We start from the raw sequence: 19720 nt of genomic DNA, 5'->3' as shown, positions 1-19720 counted from the left end.
CCTCGCTCCGGCGGCTCCGCGGGCCTGCGATGCCGGTGCGGTTCCGCGGGCGCTGACGCGCTCGGGCCCGCTGCGGTGCCGATCGTGCGACGGCGCTCGGCTCCGGCGACGGCGAGGGACGGGGGACCGGCGTCCTCATCGTGTCACGCGGTCCGATCCCGGTGCGCGGCCCGCCTGCGCTGCGGTGCTCGGGACATCCCCCGCCGGCTGGGGGCGACGGAGCCGAGAGGGCGGGCGGAGAGCGTCAACTGAGCGCCTGCGGTGTAGACGCGAAGGAGCCGAGGCAAGCAAAAGTGGATGCGGCGCCGGGAAAGGTGGGCCGTGAGCGGGCATACGGCCTGACCCGCTTCGCGCCGGCAGGGCCGGTCGCTTCCGAAGCCGGCGGTAACTCCGCAGGTCGCGCTGAAAACGCTCTGCCTCAAGAACTACGGTGTCGTTTGCCGAGTCGGGTCTGGCGGACTCTGCCTTCTTTTCAGGCCGAACAGGTTCGCCAGCACCTCAAGTTTCCTGAACAACTCGTCGTACGTGACGATTTCCACGTCCTTGCTGCAATTCGATCGGAACAACTCGAAAGATCGGCGCTTCGCGTCCGTGTCCAACTCTGCTGTTCCGGTGCCGGCCACCACGACGCACTTCGGTGCGAAGGCGGTTACCTTGGGGCCGCGATCTCCGAGAACAAACGTCAGCTCGCGCATGAGGTGGTTTCGATACGTCAGCGCCTGGACTACCGCTCCTGCGAGATCGGCGGAAGGCGGATGGACGCCGGTGCGGTACTCGGCTGCGAGAAGCCTCGTCATCGGCGTCTTGAGTTCGACAAGCACCGCCTCCCGGGAGAACTCTGCCGAGAACAGGTAATCGAGCAACTTCGCGTTCTTGCGATCAATGCTCATCCCGCCCACGTATGCGTTGTCTTGGATGAACACCAGCGGGACCGCGAACACCTGCGATAGTGCGTAGGTCTGCTCCTTGAACGTTGCTTGCCAGAACAACTCGTCTGCGTTCTGACGATTCACATCCCACGTGCTCAGCAGCTGGATGATGCGGGCGGCGGAATGCCCCATCCAGACCACTTCCTCGAGGTGCTCTTTGAAAATCACCATCGACCGGCACCTCTCTACACACGCCGTCGCCCAGGCTGCCTGCTCCGCGTCTCCCGCTCCGATGGCGTCACGGACTATCGACGCGAAGGTTCCAGAAAGAAAGTGCCACCACTCTGCTGAGTCGCGGTGAGCGGACAGAACATCGATGGCCTCTTTCGCATTCTCGTCCTTCGAGAGGTCGATGCCCTTCAGAAGTGCGGAAGCGTTTAGCGCCTGGTTACTGGCAGCCTCGATGTCGTCGAGAGAAGCGGACATCTTTTCCTTCCCGCCGATCAAATCGGTGACGAAGAGCTGTTCTGCAAACCAGCCGAGACCGTGTCGAAAAAAATGCCCCGTGCTCTTGAGCGGGTGGAACGCGAACCGAATCCAACCCTGTGGAATGACAAGTTGCGCACCCTCGGGCACCATGATCCCGATTCCGTGCGGACCCGGCGACGGGACGCGAAGTTCGCGGCCGCATCCTTCACAAGTGCGTACGACGTGAGGGACGTTAGGCGTCTCGACGATCGCTTCGCATTTTGCGCAGGGCATGGTTGCTAGGATCCCACAACGCGGCTCGGAAGCTCGGACCGATTCGCGCGACCCTGCGGAGCGAAGCGCCGGGGTGGGCGGAGGGCGCCTTGCGGAGCGCCGCCATGAGTACCTCGTGTGCCGGGCCGCGCCCGTCGTGCCTCGTGAGCGCGCCGAGGACTGCCCGACGACGACCGGCGCAGCCGGGCGGCGGAGTTCCGCAGGCGCGCACGTGATCAACCCCGACCGCGCGGGCCGGCCGTGTCGCACCGAGCCGGCGCGGAGCTCAGCGCCCGGAGCACACCCCGGCGCGGGAGCGCAGCCGGTCTCTGAACAGCAACCTGCTGAGCGCGCGCCTCAGCGGCCCGCTACCGCGCCCCCTCCGGCGCCGCCCGCCGCACCTGAAGCAGCATCCAGGCCACCGTGCCGAGCCCGGCCACCAGCAGCACGAGGAAGATCCCGATCACCCCCCACTGCGGCTCCGCCCTCATGGAAGAGAGCTCGAGCACGCCGCGCAGCGCCTCGGCGCGGATGGCGCCGCGCATGGCGATCATGAGCACGATCACGGCGAGCACGTGGCCGGCGGCGGAGATCACGGCGCGGAGCGGCTGCGCCTTGCCGGGCGCCCGGAAGGCGATGAGCACCACCGAGAAGGTGAGGAGCAGGCTGGCGACGAGGTAGCCCGTCGCGCGCCCGCTGCCGCCCATGAAGAGGACCTTCTGGTCCCGCGGCAAGGCCGCCAGGAACCAGAACCCGCTCACCACCTCGGCCAGCGTCGCGAGCGCGAACCCGCGCGCGCCGAAGGCGAGCACCTTGCGACCCGCGTCCTCCTCGCCGCGCTTCACCGCGAGCGCGCCGAGCGCGGCCACCCAGAGCCCGCCGATGGCGACGGCGCCGAGCACCATGTGGAGCCAGCGCGCGCCGAGCGTCGGGTCGGCGAGGTTGAGCCAGGTCCCGCCCGCGTCCGCGAGGTACATGCGGTAGTGGCGGGCCGGCGCGATCATGAGCGTCATCACGTTCGAGTAGAGGAACGAGACGGCGAGGAAGGCGGCGAACGCCACCGCGCCCACCGCGAACGCCGCCCGCGGGCTCTGCTCGTCGCGGTACGCGCGGAAGTAGTAGCCGTAGTAGCCGACGAGCACGAGCGCGACGACCGAGAGCCACGGCCACGCCATGAGCACGCTCGCCGCGTAGAACGCCGGGCCATAGAGCACCTGCAGGAAGAGCAGCGCGGCCACGCCGGTGGTGACCGCGGCGGCGGTCCAGTACGGCAGCCACTTGCCCATCCGGTGGGCGAGCGCGGCGAACGCGGGGTCGGCCCCCTTGGCGCGAGCGGCGAGCGCCCAGAAGCCGCCGCCCAGCGTCACGGTCATCGGCACGACGTGGAGCGTGAAGCAGAGGGTGAGGAAGACCTGGAGCAGCCAGACCGGCGCGGGCAGCGGGATCGCGTCCACGGCCGGGAAGACGAGCGGCTCGTTCATCTCTAGTTCTCCGTGGCCAGGGTGGCGAGGTAGCCGGCGAGCGTCTTGCGCTCGGCCTCGTCGGTGACGTCCATGCCCATCATCCCGGCGTTGAGCTGAGAGAGCTTGCCGAGCTTCTCGTAGGCCACCGCGGCGCTCCAACCCTTCACCTTGGGCCGGAGCGGGTTCGAGCCCTTGCCGTCGAGGTCGTGGCAGGCGAGGCACTTGTCCTGGAGCAGCGCCTTGGCGTCGGCCACCTTGGCGCCGCCGGGGGCCGGCTCCTGCGGCTCGAGCTCGCCGTCCAGGCCGCCGAGGTAGAGGGCGAGGTCGTGGGCCTCGTCGGCGGCGCCGGGGAAGGGCGGCATCCGGCCGCGCAGCTTGTCGAGCCGGCCGACCATCGTGGCGATGGCGGCGACCGGCTTGCCGTCCACGTACTTGCGGATGGGCCGGTAGCCCGCGAGCGAGTGGCAGCCGCGGCAGGCGACCCGGAACACCTCGGCCCCGCGCTCGGCGCCGGCGAGCGGCGCGCCGTCCTTGCCCTTCACCCAGCGGGCCTCGGCGAGGAGCCCGGACGCTTGCGCGCGGGCGGTGTCGGCCGGCGTGAGGCCGTTCACGTAGAGGTAGCCGGCCTGCGGGTTGCCGATGACGTAGGGCTTGCGGATCGACTCGCGCACGAACTCGGCGCCGGCGATCGAGCCGTATCCGAGGACGAGGAGCGCGACGCCGGTGGGGAGCGACACGATCCCGGGCCGGCGCCTCGCGAGGAGCGCCACCGCGGCGAGCAGGAGGCCGTAGAGCACGGCGCACCCGATCACCATCCGGAACGAGTGGGTCGCGCCGGGGATCGCCGTGCCGAACACCAGGTCCTTCGCCCCGGGGGCGGCCTGGAGGTAGAGCACCGCCGCGAGCGGGCCGGCGAGGGTGGCGGGGAGCGCCCAGAGGGCGGCGTAGCGGGCGAGCTTGGGGCGCTCGGCGAGCGGCGCGCGCCAGGCGGTGGCGAAGACGTAGAGGCCGGCGAAGGCCACCGCCGCGAGCGTGCGGACGAGGAGCTGCGGGAAGTAGGTGGGGTTGAAGAAGCCGGTCCAGAAGGAGCGCGTCGCCGGGTCGAGCCAGGCCCCCGGCGTGAACATGAACGCCAGGATGCCGTTGATGACCACGAGGCTCATGAAGGCGGCGACGAAGTAGATCCAGCCGACCGCGAGGTGGGTGCGCCGGTCGAGCCGGTCCCAGGTCGAGGCGTAGATCACCGCCGCCGCGATCTCGACGAAGAAGAAGACCCACTCGATGGCCCAGCCCCACACGAAGACGTGGATGAGCGCCGAGGTGGCGGCGGGGTGGACGAGGCCGATGGTGAACCAGATCCCGACGCCGGAGACCGCCCCGAACACGAGCGTGAGGAGGGCGAAGAACCGGGCGTGGCGCCGGAGCCAGTCGAGGAGCCCGGCGTCCTGGGTGCGGTAGGCCCGCCGCTCCGCCATCACCAGGAAGAGCCCGCCGCCCACGGCGAAGTGCGAGACGAAGACGTGGGTGACGGCGACGAGCGCGATGAGCAGCCCGCCTCCCATCTCGAGCTGCCAGACCGGGTAGTTCAAGGGGCCTCCAGCGGCCGGGGGCGACGGCCCCCGCGGACGTGTGCCGTGGGCCCGTTTGTACCCCGGAGCGGGGGGTCGGGGAAGCGCCGGACAGTGATGACCGGGGGCTTCCGGCTGGGCTATAACCCGGCTCCCATGCCCATCTCCCGCTACAGCCAGCTCTTCATCCCCACGCTCAAGGAGGCCCCGGCGGACGCCCAGGTCGCCTCCCACAAGCTGCTCGTCCGCGCCGGCTTCATCCGGCAGCTCGGCGCCGGGATCTACGACGTCCTGCCGCTGGCCAAGCGCACGCTCACCCGGATCGAGGCCATCATCCGCGAGGAGATGGCGGCCATCGGCGCGCAGGAGTTCTACCTGCCCGCCCTCCACCCGGCCGAGATCTGGAAGGAGAGCGGCCGCTGGGACGTCATGGGCGACAACATGTTCCGCCTGAAGGACCGCAAGGGCGGCGACTACTGCCTCGGCATGACGCACGAGGAGATCTTCACCGCCATCGCCCGCGACGAGCTGCGCAGCTACCGGCAGCTGCCGCAGGTCTGGTACCAGCTCCAGACCAAGTTCCGCGACGAGCCCCGGCCGAAGTCGGGCCTCCTGCGGGTGCGCCAGTTCACCATGAAGGACGCCTACTCCTTCGACGTCGACTACGCCGGCCTCGACCAGCGCTACGACGACGAGAAGGGGGCCTACGAGAAGATCTTCAGCCGCTGCGGCCTCGACTTCGTGGCGGTGCAGGCCCACTCGGGCGCGATGGGCGGCTCGGGCTCGCAGGAGTTCATGGTCAAGACCGACGCCGGCGAGGACCTCGTCGCCGCCTGCCCGAGGTGCCGCTACGCCGCCAACACCGAGACCGCCACCTCGCGCCTCCCGGCCGAGCAGGACCTGCCCTCGCTGCCGGTCCCGGAGAAGTTCGCCACGCCGGGCGTGGTGACCATCGAGGCCCTGCAGCGCCAGCCCTACGGCGTGGGCGCGAAGCGGCAGCTCAAGACCCTGGTCTACATGGCCGACGACCAGCCGGTGGTGGCGGTGGTCCGCGGCGACCACGACCTCAACGAGGCGAAGCTCCAGACCGCCACCGGCGCGAGCAACGTCCGCCCGGCGCACCCCGAGGAGATCCCGGGGCTCATGGGCGCGCACGCGGGCTCGCTCGGTGCGGTGAGCTTCACGAAGTGCCGCGTCTTCGTGGACCTGGCGCTCGAGGGGCGCACCGGCATGACCACCGGCGCCAACGAGGACGGCTTCCACCTGCGCGGCGTGGACGTGAAGCGCGATCTGCTCGCCCACGGCAGGCTCGCCGACCTGCGCACGGTGCAGGCCGGGGAGGGGTGCCCGAAGTGCGACGGCACGCTCGACGTCTTCAAGGCGCTCGAGGTGGGCCACATCTTCAAGCTCGGCACCAAGTACTCCGACTCGATGAAGGCGACCGTGCTCACCGCCGAGGGCAAGGAGGTCCCCATCGTGATGGGGAGCTACGGCATCGGCGTGGAGCGGATCATGGCCGCCGCCATCGAGCTGCACCACGACGAGGCGGGCATCGTCTGGCCGCTCTCGATCGCGCCGTTCCACGCCACCGTGCTCACGCTCGGCGCCGAGCCGGAGCTGGCGAAGGCGGCGCAGGAGGTCTGCGCCGCGCTCGAGCAGGCGGGGATGGACGTGCTCTACGACGACCGCGACGAGCGCGCCGGCGTGAAGTTCAAGGACGCCGACCTGCTCGGCATCCCGCTGCGGATCGCCGTCGGCAGGAAGGGGCTCGCCCAGGGCGCCGTCGAGTGGAAGCTCCGCTCGGGCAAGGACGTGGCGATGGTGCCGGTGGGCGAGGTGAAGGCCAAGGCCTCGGAGCTGCTGGCGACGGTGAAGTAGGGCGCTGCCCGGAGGAGAGACGATGACGGGTAGTGACCGAATCTGCGCCGCCCTGGACTTCCCGACCTGGTCCGCCGCCGAGCCGTTCGCGCGGGCGGTGGCGCCGGGGGTGGGGATGCTCAAGGTGGGGCTCGAGCTCTTCGTGGCGGAGGGGCCGCCGGCGGTCCGGGCCGCCGCGGCGCTCGGGCGCCCCGTGTTCCTCGACCTGAAGCTGCACGACATCCCGAACACGGTGGAGGGCGCGGCCCGCAGCGCGGCCCGGAGCGGCGCCGCGCTGCTCACCGTCCACGCCTCGGGCGGCAGCGACATGGTGGCCGCCGCGGTGCGCGGCGCCGGGCCGGAGGTGAAGGTGCTCGCCGTCACCGCCCTCACCAGCCTCGACGACGCCGACCTCGACGAGATCGGCCTCGCCGGGCCGGCCGAGTCGGCGGTGGTGCGGCTCGCCCGGCTCGCGGTGCGCGCCGGCGCGCGGGGCATCGTCTGCTCGCCGCAGGAGGTCCACGCCGTGCGCGCGGCGGTGGGCCCGGGCGTGCTCCTCGTCGTCCCCGGCGTCCGGCCGGCCGGCGCGGCGAAGGGAGATCAGTCGCGCATCGCCACGCCGTCGCAGGCCGTCCGGGCCGGCGCCGACGTCCTCGTCATCGGGCGCCCGCTGCGGGAGGGGAACGACCCCGCCGCCGCCGCGCGCGCCATCGCGGAGAGCATCCAGGAATGAGCACCCACCCGAACCGCAGCCTCGCGACGCTCGCCGCCGCCGTCGCGCTCCTCTCCGCCGCCCCGGCCCTCGCCGCCCCCGCCGCGGCCGCCCCCGCCACCGCGCAGGAGCGCTTCCCGGCGCTGGTCAAGGCGGCCGAGGACCTCCGCGGCCTCAAGTTCACCCACCCGGTGAAGGTGCGCGTCGAGAAGGCCGAGCAGATCAAGGCGATGGTGGACCGGAAGGTCCGCGAGGTCCCGAAGGCCCGCTGGGACCGCGAGCTCGCCGCCCTGAAGGCGCTCGAGCTCCTCCCGGCCGACGTCACCGACCTCGCCGCGACCACCGCCGCCATGCTCTCGGGCCAGGTGGTGGCCTACTACGACGAGGAGCAGGACGTCCTCGTGCTCGGCGAGGAGCCGCCGGTCCCGCCGCCGCCGGCGGGCGCGCCCAAGCCGGACGCCGCCGCCGAGGCCCGCGAGAAGTCCGACCGCGACGCGGCGCGGAACCTGGTGGTGGTCCACGAGCTGGTCCACGCGCTCCAGGCGCAGCACCTCGGCCTCGCGAAGCTGCTCGCCGCCTCGCGGGAGGAGCCCGCCCAGGGCGACGCCGACGAGGCCGTGCCGCTCCTCCTCGAGGGCGACGCCTCGCTCTCGATGCTCCGCGCCAACGCGCCGCAGCTCGATCTCGACGCCGTCCCGGCCCTGGTCCAGGCCATGCGCGCGGGCCGGCAGGCCGGCCTCGAGGACGTGCCGCCCTACCTCTCGGAGTCGCTCCTCGCCGCCTACGCCGACGGCATGCTGCTCTGCGCGGCGCTGCTCCGGAGCGGCGGCCCCGAGCTGCTCGACCGCGCCTTCTCGGCGCCGCCGGCCTCGACCGAGCAGGCCCTCCACCCGGAGAAGTACTTCGCCGGCGAGCTGCCGGCGCACGTGAAGCTCCCCGCGGACGACTCCGTCCTGCGCTCCCGCCACTTCGAGAAGAAGGCGGAGCGGAGCCTGGGCGAGCTCGGGATCCGGATCTGGGCGGGGCTCTGGGCGAGCCGCGAGACCGGCGCCGAGGCCGCCGCCGGCTGGAACGGGGACCGGTACGCGCTCTACGAGAAGGCCGGCGAGGCGCCGGCGCTCCTCTGGCTCACGTCGTGGGACACCGACGCCGACGCGGCCGAGTTCGAGAGCTCCGCCGCCGCCGTGCAGGCGCACCGCGGGCCGCAGCTGCGCTCCTCCGGCTGCCGCGTCTACCAGCGCGGGGCCCGCTCCGACGCGCTCTGCCGCAACGGCCGGCAGGTGGCGCTGGTGCGCGACGCGCCGGGCGACCTCGCCGCCTTCCTCTCCGAGCAGCTCGCCGCGGTGATCCCCGCCGCCGTGCCCCCGCGGCCGCCGCTCCCGGGCGCGGTCTACACGCCGGCCGCCCACGGCCAGGTCGAGACCAGCCGCGGCCGCGAGGAGGGGCGCCACTACGTCCACGAGCGGCTCGCCTTCGCGCTCACCCGCCCCGAGTCGCCCGCCCTCCGGTTCGAGGACGGCCCCACCTCCACCGGGCTCCAGTTCACGCCGGTGATCCTGGCGAGCCCGCGCGGCGACCTGCAGCTCCGGGTGACCGTGCTCCCTCAGCCGCTCCTGGTGAAGGACGTGGCCGAGCGGCTCGCCGGCGGCCTGGCCTCGAAGCTGCCGGCCGGCAAGGTCAGCAAGAGCAACGCCGAGAAGCGCGGCGACGGGCGGGAGGCCTGGGCGGTGCGCTACGCCGGCAAGGGCAGCGCCGGAAGGGTGCTCGCGGTGGCCGGGGAGGGGCGCACCTACGTGCTCTCCGCCGGCTGGAGCGACAAGGCGCCGGGGCAGGGCATCCAGGCCTTGATCCAGTCGCAGGACGGGCTCGACGTGCTCGGGGCGAAGACGGAGAAGGCGGCGGCGCCCGCCTCAGCGGCCGGCGCGGCGAAGTAGCACGTACACCGCCCCCGTCCCGCCGTCGGAGGGCCGCGCGCTCGCGAACGCGAGCACGTGGCGGGCGAAGCGGCCCTGCGCGAGCCAGGTCTTGAGGGCCTCCTTGAGGACCGGGACCTGGTCGTCGGAGTGGAGCCCGCGCCCGTGCACCACGAGGACGCAGCGCTTCCCGGCCGTCCGCGCGGCGCGCAGGAAGGCCTCCACCTCCGCCCGCGCCTCGGCCCGGGTGAGGCCGTGCAGGTCCACGTGCCCCTGCACCGCGAACTCGCCCTTGCGCAGGCGCCGCACGATCTGCGGGTCGAGCCCGTTCACCCGCCCCTCGATGAACTCGTCGGTGTCGGCGACGTCGAACGAGCCCGCGCCCGACACCAGCGCCTTGAGCTCGTCGAGCGCCTCGAGGTCCGGGTGGTAGAAGGCCGGCGCCCGCCCGTGCGGCAGGGACGGCTCGACCCGCTCCGGGCCGCGCGTCACCGGGTGGGCCCCCGCGGTCGCCTCCGCCCAGAGCTCCTCCTCGGTGGGCTCCCGCGCCGGCGGGGCGAGCGGCTCGGGCGCCGGGGGCGGCGGCTCCGGCGGCTCCGGCGGCGGGAGCTTCACCCGGGTGAAGGGGTTGTTGAAGGGCTTTTTCGCCACGAAGGAACTATAAGCCGGGCCGGCCATGGACCAAGAGATCCAGTGCCCCTACTGCGGGGAGTGGGTGACGATCTTCATCGACCCCGGTGGCGGGGACGTGCAGACTTACGAGGAGGACTGTCCGGTCTGCTGCCGCCCCTGGGTGATCCACGCCGTCGAGGAGGAGCCCGGGGGCTTCGCGGTCGGGATCGCGCGGCAGGACGACTGACGCACGGGGGTGCGCATGGGCGAGAGCATCGTCTCGGTCCGGAACGTGAGCAAGGTCTACCAGCTCGGCAAGACCGAGGTGCGGGCCCTGCAGGACGTCTCGCTCGAGGTGGCCGAGGGCGAGTTCCTCTCCATCGCCGGGCCGTCCGGCTCGGGCAAGACCACGCTCCTCAACCTCATCGGCTGCGTGGACACGCCCTCGTCCGGCACCGTCGCGCTCGCCGGCCTGGACACCGGCACGCTCTCGGAGCGGAGGCTCACCGACCTGCGGCTGCACCGGATCGGCTTCATCTTCCAGAGCTTCAACCTCGTCCCGGTGCTGTCGGTGGAGCAGAACGTGGAGTTCCCGCTGCTGCTCCAGGGCGGGCTCGCCGCCCGCGAGCGGCGGGCGCGGGTGGGGGAGCTGCTCGAGCGCGTCGGGCTCGCGAGCCACGCCCGCCACCGGCCGAGCGAGCTCTCCGGCGGGCAGCGGCAGCGCGTCGCGGTGGCCCGCGCCCTCGTCACCCGGCCGGCGCTGGTGCTCGCCGACGAGCCGACCGCCAACCTCGACTCCGCCACCGGCGGCGCGGTGGTGGACCTCATGAAGGAGATGAACCGGCGGGGCGGCACCACCTTCATCTTCTCCACCCATGACGCGCGGGTGATGAGCCACGCCTCGGCGGTGGTGCGGATCGCCGACGGCCGGATCGTCGCCGCGCGCGAGGCCCCTCCCCGGGAGGCGGCCGGCGGAGGCGCCCCGTGAGCGGCCGGATGGCGGCGCTGCGGATCCTCCTGCAGATCGCCTTCCGCGACCTCTTCGCGAGCCGCGCCAAGACCCTCATCGTCGGCGGCATCATCCTGTTCGGCGCGGTGCTGGTGGTGGTGGGGAGCTCGCTCGTGGACACGGTGGACGCGGGCATGCGCGCCTCGATCCAGGGGAGCCTCGCCGGCCACGTGCAGGTCTACGACGCCCGCTCGAAGGACCCGCTCGCGCTCTACGGCAGCATGATGGGCGACCCGGAGCTGACGCCGTTCGAGGACTTCGCCCGGGTGAAGTCGGCGATCTCGGCCGTCCCCGGCGTGAAGCAGGTGGTGCCGATGGGGCTCGGCACCGCGATGGTGTCGCCCGGGAACCTCTTCGACCAGGCGGTGGCGAAGCTCCGCGCCGACGTCCGGGCGCGGCTCGCCGGGCAGGGCGGTCCGGAGCTCGAGGCCCGCACCGAAGCGCACGCGGCCCACCTGCGCCGGATGGCCACGCTCCTGCGCGACGACCTCCGGCAGGCGACCGAGATCATCGAGATCGGCGGGAAGGAGGCGGCCGAGCGGGCGCGCAACGCCGAGGACCTCGCCCGCGCCACCTCCCCGGAGTTCTGGGACGAGGAGCTCCCGCGCGATCCGCTCGCCGCGCTCGAGTTCCTGGAGAACCGGATCGCGCCGCTCGCGCTCGAGGGGACGCTCATCTACATCCGCTACGTCGGCACCGACCTCGAGCAGTTCCGGCGCGCCTTCGACCGGCTCGAGATCGTGGAGGGCAGCCTGCCGCCGCCCGGCCAGCGCGGGCTCCTCATCGGGAAGCTCTACGCCGAGGACTACCTCAAGCTCCGTGCGGCGCGGCGGCTCGATCAGCTCCAGGAGGCGATCACGCTGCACCACCGGAAGATCGCCGGCGACGAGGAGCTCACCCGGTGGGTCAAGGAGGCGGGCGGGCAGACGCGCGAGATCCTGATGCAGCTCGACCCCATGCAGGCGGCCGAGGCGGCGCGGCGGCTCCGGACGGCGCTCGGCTCGGGCGAGCAGGACCTCGGGAAGCTCCTCGGGCAGCTCCTCGCCGTGGACGACCGGAACTTCGCCGAGCGCTACCGGATCTTCTACGGCGAGCTCGCGCCGATGCTGCAGCTCTACCCGTTCAAGGTGGGCGACGCGGTCACGGTCCAGGGCGCGGCGCGCTCCGGCTACACCAAGTCGGTGAACCTGAAGGTGTGGGGGCTCGTGCAGTTCAAGGGGCTCGAGAAGTCGGGGTTCGCCGGCGTGATGAGCGTGATGGACATCGACTCCTTCCGCGAGCTCTTCGGGTGGCTGACGCCGGAGGCCCGCGCCGAGATCCGCGGGCTCAAGGCGGCGGCGGGGGTGAAGGACCTCTCGCGCGAGGAGGCCGAGGCGTCGCTGTTCGGCTCCGCGCCGGCGGCGCCGCCGGTGGTGACGGGGCCGGTCGCGGCGGCGCCGCCGGGGCCGGCGGCACCGGAGCAGCCTCATCCCCTCTCCCGCGAAGCGGGGGAGGGCCAGGGAGGGGGCGCTGCCACGTCCCCGAGCGACCCGGACCAGGGCGTCGCCCTCAACGCCGCCGTCATCCTCGACGACCCGCGCCACATCCCCCAGGCCATGCGCGACATCGTCGCCGCCGGCGACCGGGCGGGGCTCCACCTCAAGGCGGTCACCTGGCAGGAGGCGGCCGGGATGGTGGGGCAGTTCGTCACCCTGGCGCGCCTCGTCCTCTACGTGGCCGTCCTCATCATCTTCGCGGTCGCCCTGGTCATCATCAACAACGCCATGGTGATGGCGACCCTGCAGCGGGTCACCGAGATCGGCACCCTGCGCGCCATCGGCGCCCAGCGCCGCTTCGTCTGGGCGATGGTCCTCGTCGAGTCGGTCTCGGTCGGCGTCGCCTTCGGGCTCGTCGGGAGCGCCATCGGCGCCGGCGTGGTCTGGCTCATCCGCGCCGCCGGCGGGATCCCGGCCACGAGCGACCGGATGTACTTCTTCTTCTCCGGGCCGAGCCTGCTGCCCCGGCTCGGCGCCGGCTCGCTCGCGGTCTCGCTCACCATCGTGCTCCTCGTGAGCGTGGTCTCGGGGCTCTACCCGGCCCTCATCGCCACCCGGGTCACGCCGCTCGAGGCGATGCAGTCGGGGGAGGACTAGCCATGCTGGCGACCGACCTCCTCATCTCCGGCCGCAACCTCGCCCGGCACACCCGCCGGAACCTGTTCCTCGGGAGCGCCATCGCCGCGGTGACCGCGCTGCTGGTGCTCCTCGGCGGGCTCACCGCCGGCATCCGCGAGGCGATGCTCGACTCGGCCACCACCATCATGACCGGCCACGTCAACGTGGGCGGCTTCTACAAGATCACGAGCGGCATGGCGGGCGCGCTCGTGACGCGGTACCCCGACATCCTCGCGAGCGTGCGCCGCCACGTGCCGGAGCTCGAGTACGCGGTGGTGCGCGGCCGCGGCTACGGGAAGGCGGTCTCCGAGCAGGGCTCGATGAACCTGGTGCTCGCCGGGATCGACGTGGTCACCGAGCCGCGCTTCCGCGAGGTGGTGCAGCTCCAGGCCGGCGACCTCGACGGGCTGAAGGAGCCCGGGACGGTGCTCCTCTTCGAGGACCAGGCGAAGCGGCTCGGGGTGGGCGTGGGCGACGCCTTCACGATCTCCGCCCCCACCGCCCGCGGCATGAACAACACCGCCGACCTGCGGGTGGTGGCGGTGGCGAAGAGCGTCGGGCTGCTCTCCTCCTTCCACGCCTTCGTCCCCATCGGCGAGATCCGCAAGCTCTACCAGCTCAAGGCCGACAACGCCGGCGCCATCCACCTCTTCCTCGCGGACCCGAAGCAGGCGGGGCGGGTGGCGGCGCGGCTCCGGGACGATCTCGCCCGCGACGGCTGGAAGGTGATGGACGCCGATCCGCAGCCCTACTGGCAGAAGTTCCAGCGCGTGAACTCGGAGGACTGGACCGGCCAGAAGCTCGACGTGACCACCTGGGAGGACGAGCTCTCGTTCCTCACCTGGATCCTCTCGGCGCTGCAGGGGCTCACCGGCATCCTCGCCACCGTGCTGATGGTGATCGTGGTGGTCGGGATCATGAACACCCTCTGGATCGCCATCCGGGAGCGGACGCGCGAGATCGGGACGCTCCGGGCCATCGGGATGCAGCGGCGAAAGGTGCTCTGGCTCTTCCTGCTCGAGGCGGCGCTCCTCGCCGTGCTGGGCACCGCCGCCGGCGCGCTCCTCGGCTGGGGGCTCGCCGCGGCCGTGAACCGGGCCCACGTGGCGGTCCCGACGGCGGTGCAGTTCTTCCTCATGCAGCGCAACCTCACGCTCTCGGTCCACGGCGCGACGGTGCTGCGCGACGCCGCCGGCATCGCCCTCGTCACCACCCTCGCCGCCCTCTACCCCGCCCGGCGCGCCGCCCGGCTCGAGCCGGTCACCGCCATGCACCACATCGGATGAGCCCATGACGCGGATCCTGCTCGCCCTCTTCCTCCTCGCCCCGCTCCCCGCGCGCGCCCTCACCCCCGACGAGGTGAAGCGGGTGGTCCAGACCGTGGACGAGCGCCAGCGCAACGCCGGCGACTGGCGCTCGCTCTGCTACATGGAGGCGAAGGAGAAGGACAAGACCGACGTGGTCTACGAGCTGACGGTCTTCCGCCGCTCCGCCGACCAGAAGTTCATGATCCTGTTCGACAAGCCCCGCTCCGAGCAGGGGAAGGGCTACCTCCGCATCGAGAAGAACCTCTGGTTCTACGACCCGGCGGTGGGACGCTGGGAGCGGCGGACCGAGCGCGAGCGGATCGGCGGGACCGACACCCGCCGCGGCGACCTCGACGAGTCGCGCCTCGCCGAGGAGTACGACGCGAAGTGGGAGGGCGACGCCAGGCTCGGCGCCTATCAGGTCCACCGGCTGCTCCTCACGGTGAAGCCGGGCGTGGACGTGGCCTTCCCGCAGATCCGGCTCTGGGTGGACGAGGCGACGCACAACGTGCTGAAGCGGCAGGAGCTGGCGCTCTCCGGCAAGCTCATGCGCACGAGCCTCTACCCGCGCTGGAAGAAGCTCCACTCGGAGTCGAAGAAGGGCGACGTCTGGTTCCCGGAGGAGATGCGCTTCTACGACGAGATCGAGAAGGCCAACCAGACGCTCATCCTCATCAAGTCGGTGGACCTGCGGCCGCTCGACCCGAACCTGTTCACGAAGGCCTGGCTCGAGGCGAAGAGCCGATGAGGGCCCTCGCGCTCGCGGCCGCGCTCGCCGCCGCCGCACCGCTCGCCGCCGCCCCGCAGGAGCGCCCCTCCGACGAGGAGATCTTCGGCGCGCCCGCGGCGCCGGAGCGGCCCGGCCCCGAGGCCACGCCCACGCCGGGCGCGCAGGGGCGCCCGCCGCCGCCCCAGACCCCCCAGGGCGCCGAGGCCGAGCAGCCGCCCGCGCCGGCCCGCCCCGATCCGCTCGCCATCGGCGGCCAGCTCTACCTGCGGTCCGTCCTCCTCGCGCAGGAGGGCGTGCCGCTCTCGGAGTGGGCGCTCTCCTCGCCGTCGATCATCGACGGCTACCTCGACGCGCGCCCCAACGACCGGGTGCGCGGCTTCGTCCTGGCCCGGACCTTCTTCGACCCGACCATCGACCCGAGCCAGCCCGGCCCCTTCGGCACCCCGGCGCGCGCGCAGACGCAGGTGGTGCTCGACCAGCTCTGGGTCAACTTCGACGTGAGCCACCGCGCCTTCGTGACCGCTGGGCGGCAGCACGTGAAGTGGGGGGTGGCCCGGTTCTGGAACCCGACCGACTACCTGCACGCCGTCCGCCGCGACCCGCTCGCGCTCTTCGACGCCCGCACCGGGACCAGCATGGTGAAGGTGCACGTCCCGTGGGAGGAGCGGGGCTGGAACTTCTACGGCGTGGCGCTGCTCGAGGGGGACGAGGCGGCCAACCAGGCCGGCAAGCTCGGCGCCGGCGGGCGGGCCGAGATCGTGCTCGGCAACGCCGAGCTCGGGCTCGACGCCCTCGTGCGCAAGGGCATGGACCCGCGCTTCGGGCTCGACCTGTCGGCCGGGGTGGGCGAGGTGGACGTGTACGGCGAGGCGGCGCTGCGCTGGGGCAGCGTGCGCCCGCTCTACCGGCTCGCGGTGCCGGGCGAGCTCACGAGCTACCAGGCCTGGCAGCCCGGCGGCTTCCGCCCCGCGGTGACGGCCGGCGCGAGCTGGTCCTACAAGTACTCCGACGAGGACACCTTCACGGTGGGCGGCGAGTACGCCTTCGACGACAACGGCTACGCCGGCCCCGACCTCTACCCGGTCCTCTTCGTCACCGGCGCGTTCACGCCCTTCTACCTGGGGCGCCACTACGCCGGCGCCTGGTTCCTGCTGCCCAAGCCGGGGCGCTGGAACGACACCACCATCACGCTCTCCACGCTCGCGAACCTCTCCGATCGCTCGTTCATCACGCGGCTCGACTGGCAGGTGCTCGTCCTGACGTACCTGCGCGTCGAGGCCTACGCGGCGGCGCACTACGGCGACAAGCGCGGCGAGTTCCGGCTCGGGGTGGACATCCCGGCGCAGGGGGCGGTGCCGCACGTCTCGGTCGCGGCGCAGGTCTTCGACGCCGGGCTGGCGCTGCGGGTGGCGCTCTAGCGCCGCCGCGCCGCCTTGCGGGGCGACGCCTTGCGCGACGCCGCCGCCCCCCGCGCGCCCGCCCTGCGCGCCGGCGCCTTGCGCGTCGCGCTCCTCGACGGGCGCCGCGCGGTCGAGGACTTCCGCGCCCCGCCGCCCGCCGACGACTTGCGCGCGCCGCCGCGCGCCGCGGTCTTCCGGGCCGCGCCCTTCCCCGCCGCGCCGCGGCCGCCGGCCCCTCTCTTCTTGCGCGGCACCTTCACTCCCGCGCGCCGCGCCTTCGAGAGCCCGATGGCGATGGCCTGCTTGCGCCCCTTCACCGGGTGCTTGCCCTCCTTGGCGTGCTCCATCTCCTCGCGCACGAACTCCCCCGCCTGCGTGGTGGCGGCCTTCCCCTCGCGCCTGTCGCGCCGCGCGCGGGCCAGCGTCCTCTTCTCCGGCATGCGGACCTCCTCACCGGCGAGATAGGGATCCCCCGCCCGAAGCGGAAGCCCCTCGGGGTCGTTGCCGCACCGCGCGCCCCCGGTATCGGCTCCCACGGCGAGACGGGGAGGGAGCTCACATGGCGACGTTCTCGATGAAGAAGACGGTGGGCCTCGGCTACGAGGAGGCGCTGGCGAAGCTGCCGGACCTCCTGAAGGCGGAGGGCTTCGGCGTGCTCACCCAGATCGACGTGAAGGACACCTTGAAGCAGAAGCTGGGGGTGGACTTCCGCCGTTACCGGATCCTGGGCGCCTGCAACCCGGCGCTGGCGCACCGGGCGCTCGCGAGCGAGCCGTCGGTCGGGGTGATGCTGCCCTGCAACGTGGTGGTGTTCGAGCGCGACGACGGGCGGACCGAGGTGGACGCCGTGGATCCCTCGGCCACGATGGCGGCGGCGCTCCCCTCGCTCGCGCCCATCGCGGCCGAGGTGCGGGAGCGGCTCGCGCGCGTGCTCGCCGGCCTGGAGTGAGCGGCCGGACCCGCTAGAACACGAACTCGCCGCCCACCGCCCGGGCCGCCGTGACCGCGGCCAGGTTGACGATCTGCTGCACGCCGGAGCCCATCTGCAGGATGTTGACCGGCTTGGCCATGTGCAGCAGCACCGGCCCGATCACCTCGGCCCCGCCGAGCCGCTCCAGGAGCTGGTAGGCGATGTTGGCCGAGTCGAGGTTCGGGAACACGAAGACGTTCGGCTCGTCCTGGAGCGTGCTGAAGGGGAACTCGGCGGCGCGCAGCTCCGGCGAGCAGGCGAGGTCCACCTGGATCTCGCCGTCCACCTGGATGTTGCCGGCGCGGGCGATCTCGGTCGCGCGGCGCACCTTGGCCGGGCTCGCGCCGCGGGCGCTGCCGAAGCTCGAGTAGGAGAGCATCGCCACCCGCGGCTCGACGCCGAAGAAGCGGGCCAGGCTCGCGGTGCTGATGGCGATCTCGGCCAGCTCCTCGGCGGTCGGGTCCACGTTCACCGTGCAGTCGGCGAAGAAGCGGACGTCGTTCTTCTGGACCAGGATGTTCACGCCGCCGGCGCGCCGGCCGCCGTGGGTGCGGATGATCTCGAGCGGCACCCGGATGGCCTCCGGGTAGGGCGTGGCGAGGCCGGTCACGAGGCCGTCGGCCTCGCCGAGGTGCACCATCATCGAGCCGAAGTAGGCGCGCTGGCGGAGCCGCTTGCGGGCGCTGTCGAGGGTCACGCCGTGGCGCTGCCGCTGCGTGTAGTAGGCGTTCACGTAGCGCTGGAACTCGGAGCTCTCGATGGGGTCGATGATGGTGACGCCGGCGAGGTCCTCGAGCCGCTGCTCCTCGATGGTCTTCTGGAGGAGCTTCGGCGGGCCGAGCAGGATGGGCTCGCAGATCCCCTCGTCGCGGAGGATGGCGGCGGCCTGCTGGATCTTGGGGAGGTGCCCCTCCGGGAAGACGATGCGCGCCCGCTTCGGGCCGCGGGTCTTCGCGAAGACCGAGCCCATCACCTGGTGGCTGCGGCTCTGGAGCTTCTTGAGCCGCTCCACGTACTCGGGCATCGAGAGCTGCACCCGGGCCACGCCGCTGTCGATGGCCGCCTTCGCCACCGCCGGGGCCACCCAGAGGAGCGCGCGGGGGTCGAGCGGCTTCGGGATGATGTAGTTGCGGCCGAAGGAGAACTTGTCCCCGCCGTAGGCGCGGGAGACCGACTCCGGCACCTCCTCGCGGGCCATGGCGGCGAGCGCCCGGGCCGCCGCCATCTTCATCTCCTCGTTGATCGCCTTGGCGCGCACGTCGAGGGCGCCGCGGAAGATGAACGGGAAGCCGAGGACGTTGTTCACCTGGTTCGGGTAGTCGCTCCGCCCGGTGGCCATGATGACGTCCTCGCGGGCGGCCACCGCGTCGGGGTAGCTGATCTCGGGATCGGGGTTGGCGAGGGCGAAGACGATCGGGTCCTTCGCCATCGACCGGACCATGTCCTGCGTGACGAGCCCCTTCACCGAGCAGCCGAGGAAGACGTCGGCCCCCTCCATGGCGTCGGCGAGCGTGCGGCAGCGGGTGTCGGCGGCGAACTCCGCCTTCCACTGGTTCATTCCCTCGGTGCGGCCCTTGTAGACCACGCCCTTGGTGTCCACGAGGAGCACGTTCTCGCGCCGCACGCCGAGCGACAGGTAGAACTTGGTGCAGGCGATGGCGGACGCGCCGGCGCCGGAGACCACCACCCGGACCTTGCCGATCTCCTTGCCGGTGATGGCGAGCGCGTTGAGGAGCGCCGCGCCGCTGATGATGGCCGTGCCGTGCTGGTCGTCGTGGAAGACGGGGATGTTCATCTCCCGCTTGAGCCGCTCCTCGATCATGAAGCACTCGGGGGCCTTGATGTCCTCGAGGTTGATGCCCCCGAAGGTCGGCTCGAGCGCCCGCACCACCTGGCAGACCTCGTCCACGGTCTTGGCGGAGATGTTGATGTCGAAGACGTCCACGTCCGCGAACTTCTTGAAGAGGACCCCCTTGCCCTCCATGACCGGCTTGCCTGCGGCCGGGCCGATGTCCCCCAGGCCGAGCACGGCGGTGCCGTTCGAGACCACCGCCACGAGGTTGCCGCGGGCGGTGTACTGGTACGAGAGCTCCTCGTCCTTCGCGATCTCGAGGCAGGGCTCGGCGACGCCGGGGCTGTAGGCGAGCGCGAGGTCGCGCGCCGTGGAGCAGGGCTTCGTCGGGACGACCTCGATCTTCCCCTTGCGGCCGCTCGAGTGGTAGGCGAGCGCGTCCTCGCGGCGCACCTTCTTGTTGCCGCCGTCGGGCTTCTTCTGGGTGAAGTCGGTGGCCATGGCTTTTCCTGACGCGAAGTAGTGGAGGGGGGAACAGTCAGACTCCAACCCCCGAACCTTGTCAAGACGCCACTTTTGCTGCGCGTGCGTGTGTTTCTACGCACCCGGAACGGGGCGTGCGAT

Annotated in this window: 16 protein-coding genes; 10 read left to right on the top strand and 6 right to left on the bottom strand. The window is 72.3% G+C overall.

What is annotated here, in order from left to right; genetic code table 11:
• Positions 1-425 precede the first annotated feature (425 nt).
• From AMPC_RS11885 to AMPC_RS11875, 3 genes are all read right to left on the bottom strand, one after another.
• Positions 426-1508, bottom strand: a complete 1083-nt coding sequence (locus tag AMPC_RS11885; protein WP_248340937.1) for a Shedu immune nuclease family protein — start codon at positions 1506-1508, stop codon at positions 426-428.
• Positions 1509-1978: 470 nt separating this feature from the next.
• On the bottom strand, positions 1979-3091 hold the full coding sequence (locus AMPC_RS11880; protein WP_248340935.1) for a hypothetical protein: 1113 nt from the start codon (positions 3089-3091) through the stop codon (positions 1979-1981).
• A gap of 2 nt (positions 3092-3093) precedes the next feature.
• Positions 3094-4662, bottom strand: a complete 1569-nt coding sequence (locus tag AMPC_RS11875) for a cytochrome ubiquinol oxidase subunit I (RefSeq protein WP_248340933.1) — start codon at positions 4660-4662, stop codon at positions 3094-3096.
• 135 nt (positions 4663-4797) lie between these two features.
• Here AMPC_RS11875 and AMPC_RS11870 point away from each other — a divergent pair, with 135 nt between their 5' ends.
• The 3 genes from AMPC_RS11870 to AMPC_RS11860 are packed head-to-tail and all read left to right on the top strand — an operon-like array spanning position 4798 to position 9144.
• The gene (locus AMPC_RS11870) at positions 4798-6519 is read left to right on the top strand and encodes a proline--tRNA ligase (protein ID WP_248340931.1); all 1722 of its coding nucleotides are present in this window, start codon (positions 4798-4800) and stop codon (positions 6517-6519) included.
• Positions 6520-6541: 22 nt separating this feature from the next.
• The gene (gene pyrF, locus AMPC_RS11865) at positions 6542-7231 is read left to right on the top strand and encodes an orotidine-5'-phosphate decarboxylase (RefSeq protein ID WP_248340929.1); all 690 of its coding nucleotides are present in this window, start codon (positions 6542-6544) and stop codon (positions 7229-7231) included.
• On the top strand, positions 7228-9144 hold the full coding sequence (locus AMPC_RS11860; protein WP_248340927.1) for a hypothetical protein: 1917 nt from the start codon (positions 7228-7230) through the stop codon (positions 9142-9144). The genes pyrF and AMPC_RS11860 overlap by 4 nt, the downstream gene beginning before the upstream one ends.
• On the opposite strand, the gene AMPC_RS11855 is transcribed toward AMPC_RS11860, so the two are convergent.
• On the bottom strand, positions 9121-9774 hold the full coding sequence (locus AMPC_RS11855) for a Smr/MutS family protein (RefSeq protein WP_248340925.1): 654 nt from the start codon (positions 9772-9774) through the stop codon (positions 9121-9123). The two genes, AMPC_RS11860 and AMPC_RS11855, sit on opposite strands and share 24 nt — an antisense overlap.
• Positions 9775-9799: 25 nt before the next feature.
• Here AMPC_RS11855 and AMPC_RS11850 point away from each other — a divergent pair, with 25 nt between their 5' ends.
• From AMPC_RS11850 to AMPC_RS11825, 6 genes are read left to right on the top strand one after another with little or no spacing between them, the layout of a single operon-like run.
• Positions 9800-9982: a CPXCG motif-containing cysteine-rich protein gene (locus AMPC_RS11850; RefSeq protein WP_248340923.1), complete on the top strand. Its 183-nt coding sequence runs from the start codon at positions 9800-9802 to the stop codon at positions 9980-9982.
• Between the two features lie 15 nt (positions 9983-9997).
• The gene (locus tag AMPC_RS11845) at positions 9998-10723 is read left to right on the top strand and encodes an ABC transporter ATP-binding protein (protein WP_248340921.1); all 726 of its coding nucleotides are present in this window, start codon (positions 9998-10000) and stop codon (positions 10721-10723) included.
• Positions 10720-12876, top strand: a complete 2157-nt coding sequence (locus AMPC_RS11840) for an FtsX-like permease family protein (protein WP_248340918.1) — start codon at positions 10720-10722, stop codon at positions 12874-12876. The genes AMPC_RS11845 and AMPC_RS11840 overlap by 4 nt, the downstream gene beginning before the upstream one ends.
• Positions 12877-12878: 2 nt before the next feature.
• On the top strand, positions 12879-14183 hold the full coding sequence (locus AMPC_RS11835; RefSeq protein WP_248340916.1) for an ABC transporter permease: 1305 nt from the start codon (positions 12879-12881) through the stop codon (positions 14181-14183).
• Positions 14184-14187: 4 nt separating this feature from the next.
• Positions 14188-14952: an outer membrane lipoprotein-sorting protein gene (locus AMPC_RS11830; protein ID WP_248340914.1), complete on the top strand. Its 765-nt coding sequence runs from the start codon at positions 14188-14190 to the stop codon at positions 14950-14952.
• On the top strand, positions 14949-16352 hold the full coding sequence (locus tag AMPC_RS11825; RefSeq protein ID WP_248340912.1) for a hypothetical protein: 1404 nt from the start codon (positions 14949-14951) through the stop codon (positions 16350-16352). Before AMPC_RS11830 ends, AMPC_RS11825 begins: the two co-directional genes overlap by 4 nt.
• Here AMPC_RS11825 and AMPC_RS11820 read toward each other — a convergent pair.
• The gene (locus tag AMPC_RS11820; RefSeq protein ID WP_248340910.1) at positions 16349-16774 is read right to left on the bottom strand and encodes a DUF6496 domain-containing protein; all 426 of its coding nucleotides are present in this window, start codon (positions 16772-16774) and stop codon (positions 16349-16351) included. The two genes, AMPC_RS11825 and AMPC_RS11820, sit on opposite strands and share 4 nt — an antisense overlap.
• Before the next feature lie 119 nt (positions 16775-16893).
• Between AMPC_RS11820 and AMPC_RS11815 the strand changes: the two genes are divergently transcribed.
• On the top strand, positions 16894-17283 hold the full coding sequence (locus tag AMPC_RS11815; protein ID WP_248340908.1) for a DUF302 domain-containing protein: 390 nt from the start codon (positions 16894-16896) through the stop codon (positions 17281-17283).
• A gap of 13 nt (positions 17284-17296) precedes the next feature.
• Here the strand turns inward: AMPC_RS11815 and AMPC_RS20635 are convergent, their stop codons facing one another.
• A complete protein-coding gene (locus AMPC_RS20635) occupies positions 17297-19597 on the bottom strand; it encodes an NADP-dependent malic enzyme (protein WP_248340906.1) in 2301 nt (766 codons plus the stop codon).
• Between the last annotated feature and the right edge of the window lie 123 nt (positions 19598-19720).

Origin of the sequence: Anaeromyxobacter paludicola (assembly GCF_023169965.1) — a bacterium.
GTDB lineage: Bacteria > Myxococcota > Myxococcia > Myxococcales > Anaeromyxobacteraceae > Anaeromyxobacter_B > Anaeromyxobacter_B paludicola.
The sequence above is the reverse complement of the archived record's forward strand: the minus strand, read 5'-3'. Positions and strand labels throughout refer to the sequence as shown.

Coding starts and splice junctions, on each gene's coding strand:
- AMPC_RS11825 (WP_248340912.1), top strand. CDS start 14,949: ATGAGGGCCCTCGCGCTCGCGGCCGCGCTCGCCGCCGCCGCACCGCTC.
- AMPC_RS11820 (WP_248340910.1), bottom strand. CDS start 16,774: ATGCCGGAGAAGAGGACGCTGGCCCGCGCGCGGCGCGACAGGCGCGAG.
- AMPC_RS11885 (WP_248340937.1), bottom strand. CDS start 1,508: ATGGTGCCCGAGGGTGCGCAACTTGTCATTCCACAGGGTTGGATTCGG.
- AMPC_RS11830 (WP_248340914.1), top strand. CDS start 14,188: ATGACGCGGATCCTGCTCGCCCTCTTCCTCCTCGCCCCGCTCCCCGCG.
- AMPC_RS20635 (WP_248340906.1), bottom strand. CDS start 19,597: ATGGCCACCGACTTCACCCAGAAGAAGCCCGACGGCGGCAACAAGAAG.
- AMPC_RS11845 (WP_248340921.1), top strand. CDS start 9,998: ATGGGCGAGAGCATCGTCTCGGTCCGGAACGTGAGCAAGGTCTACCAG.
- AMPC_RS11880 (WP_248340935.1), bottom strand. CDS start 3,091: ATGAACGAGCCGCTCGTCTTCCCGGCCGTGGACGCGATCCCGCTGCCC.
- AMPC_RS11850 (WP_248340923.1), top strand. CDS start 9,800: ATGGACCAAGAGATCCAGTGCCCCTACTGCGGGGAGTGGGTGACGATC.
- pyrF (WP_248340929.1), top strand. CDS start 6,542: ATGACGGGTAGTGACCGAATCTGCGCCGCCCTGGACTTCCCGACCTGG.
- AMPC_RS11860 (WP_248340927.1), top strand. CDS start 7,228: ATGAGCACCCACCCGAACCGCAGCCTCGCGACGCTCGCCGCCGCCGTC.
- AMPC_RS11835 (WP_248340916.1), top strand. CDS start 12,879: ATGCTGGCGACCGACCTCCTCATCTCCGGCCGCAACCTCGCCCGGCAC.
- AMPC_RS11870 (WP_248340931.1), top strand. CDS start 4,798: ATGCCCATCTCCCGCTACAGCCAGCTCTTCATCCCCACGCTCAAGGAG.
- AMPC_RS11815 (WP_248340908.1), top strand. CDS start 16,894: ATGGCGACGTTCTCGATGAAGAAGACGGTGGGCCTCGGCTACGAGGAG.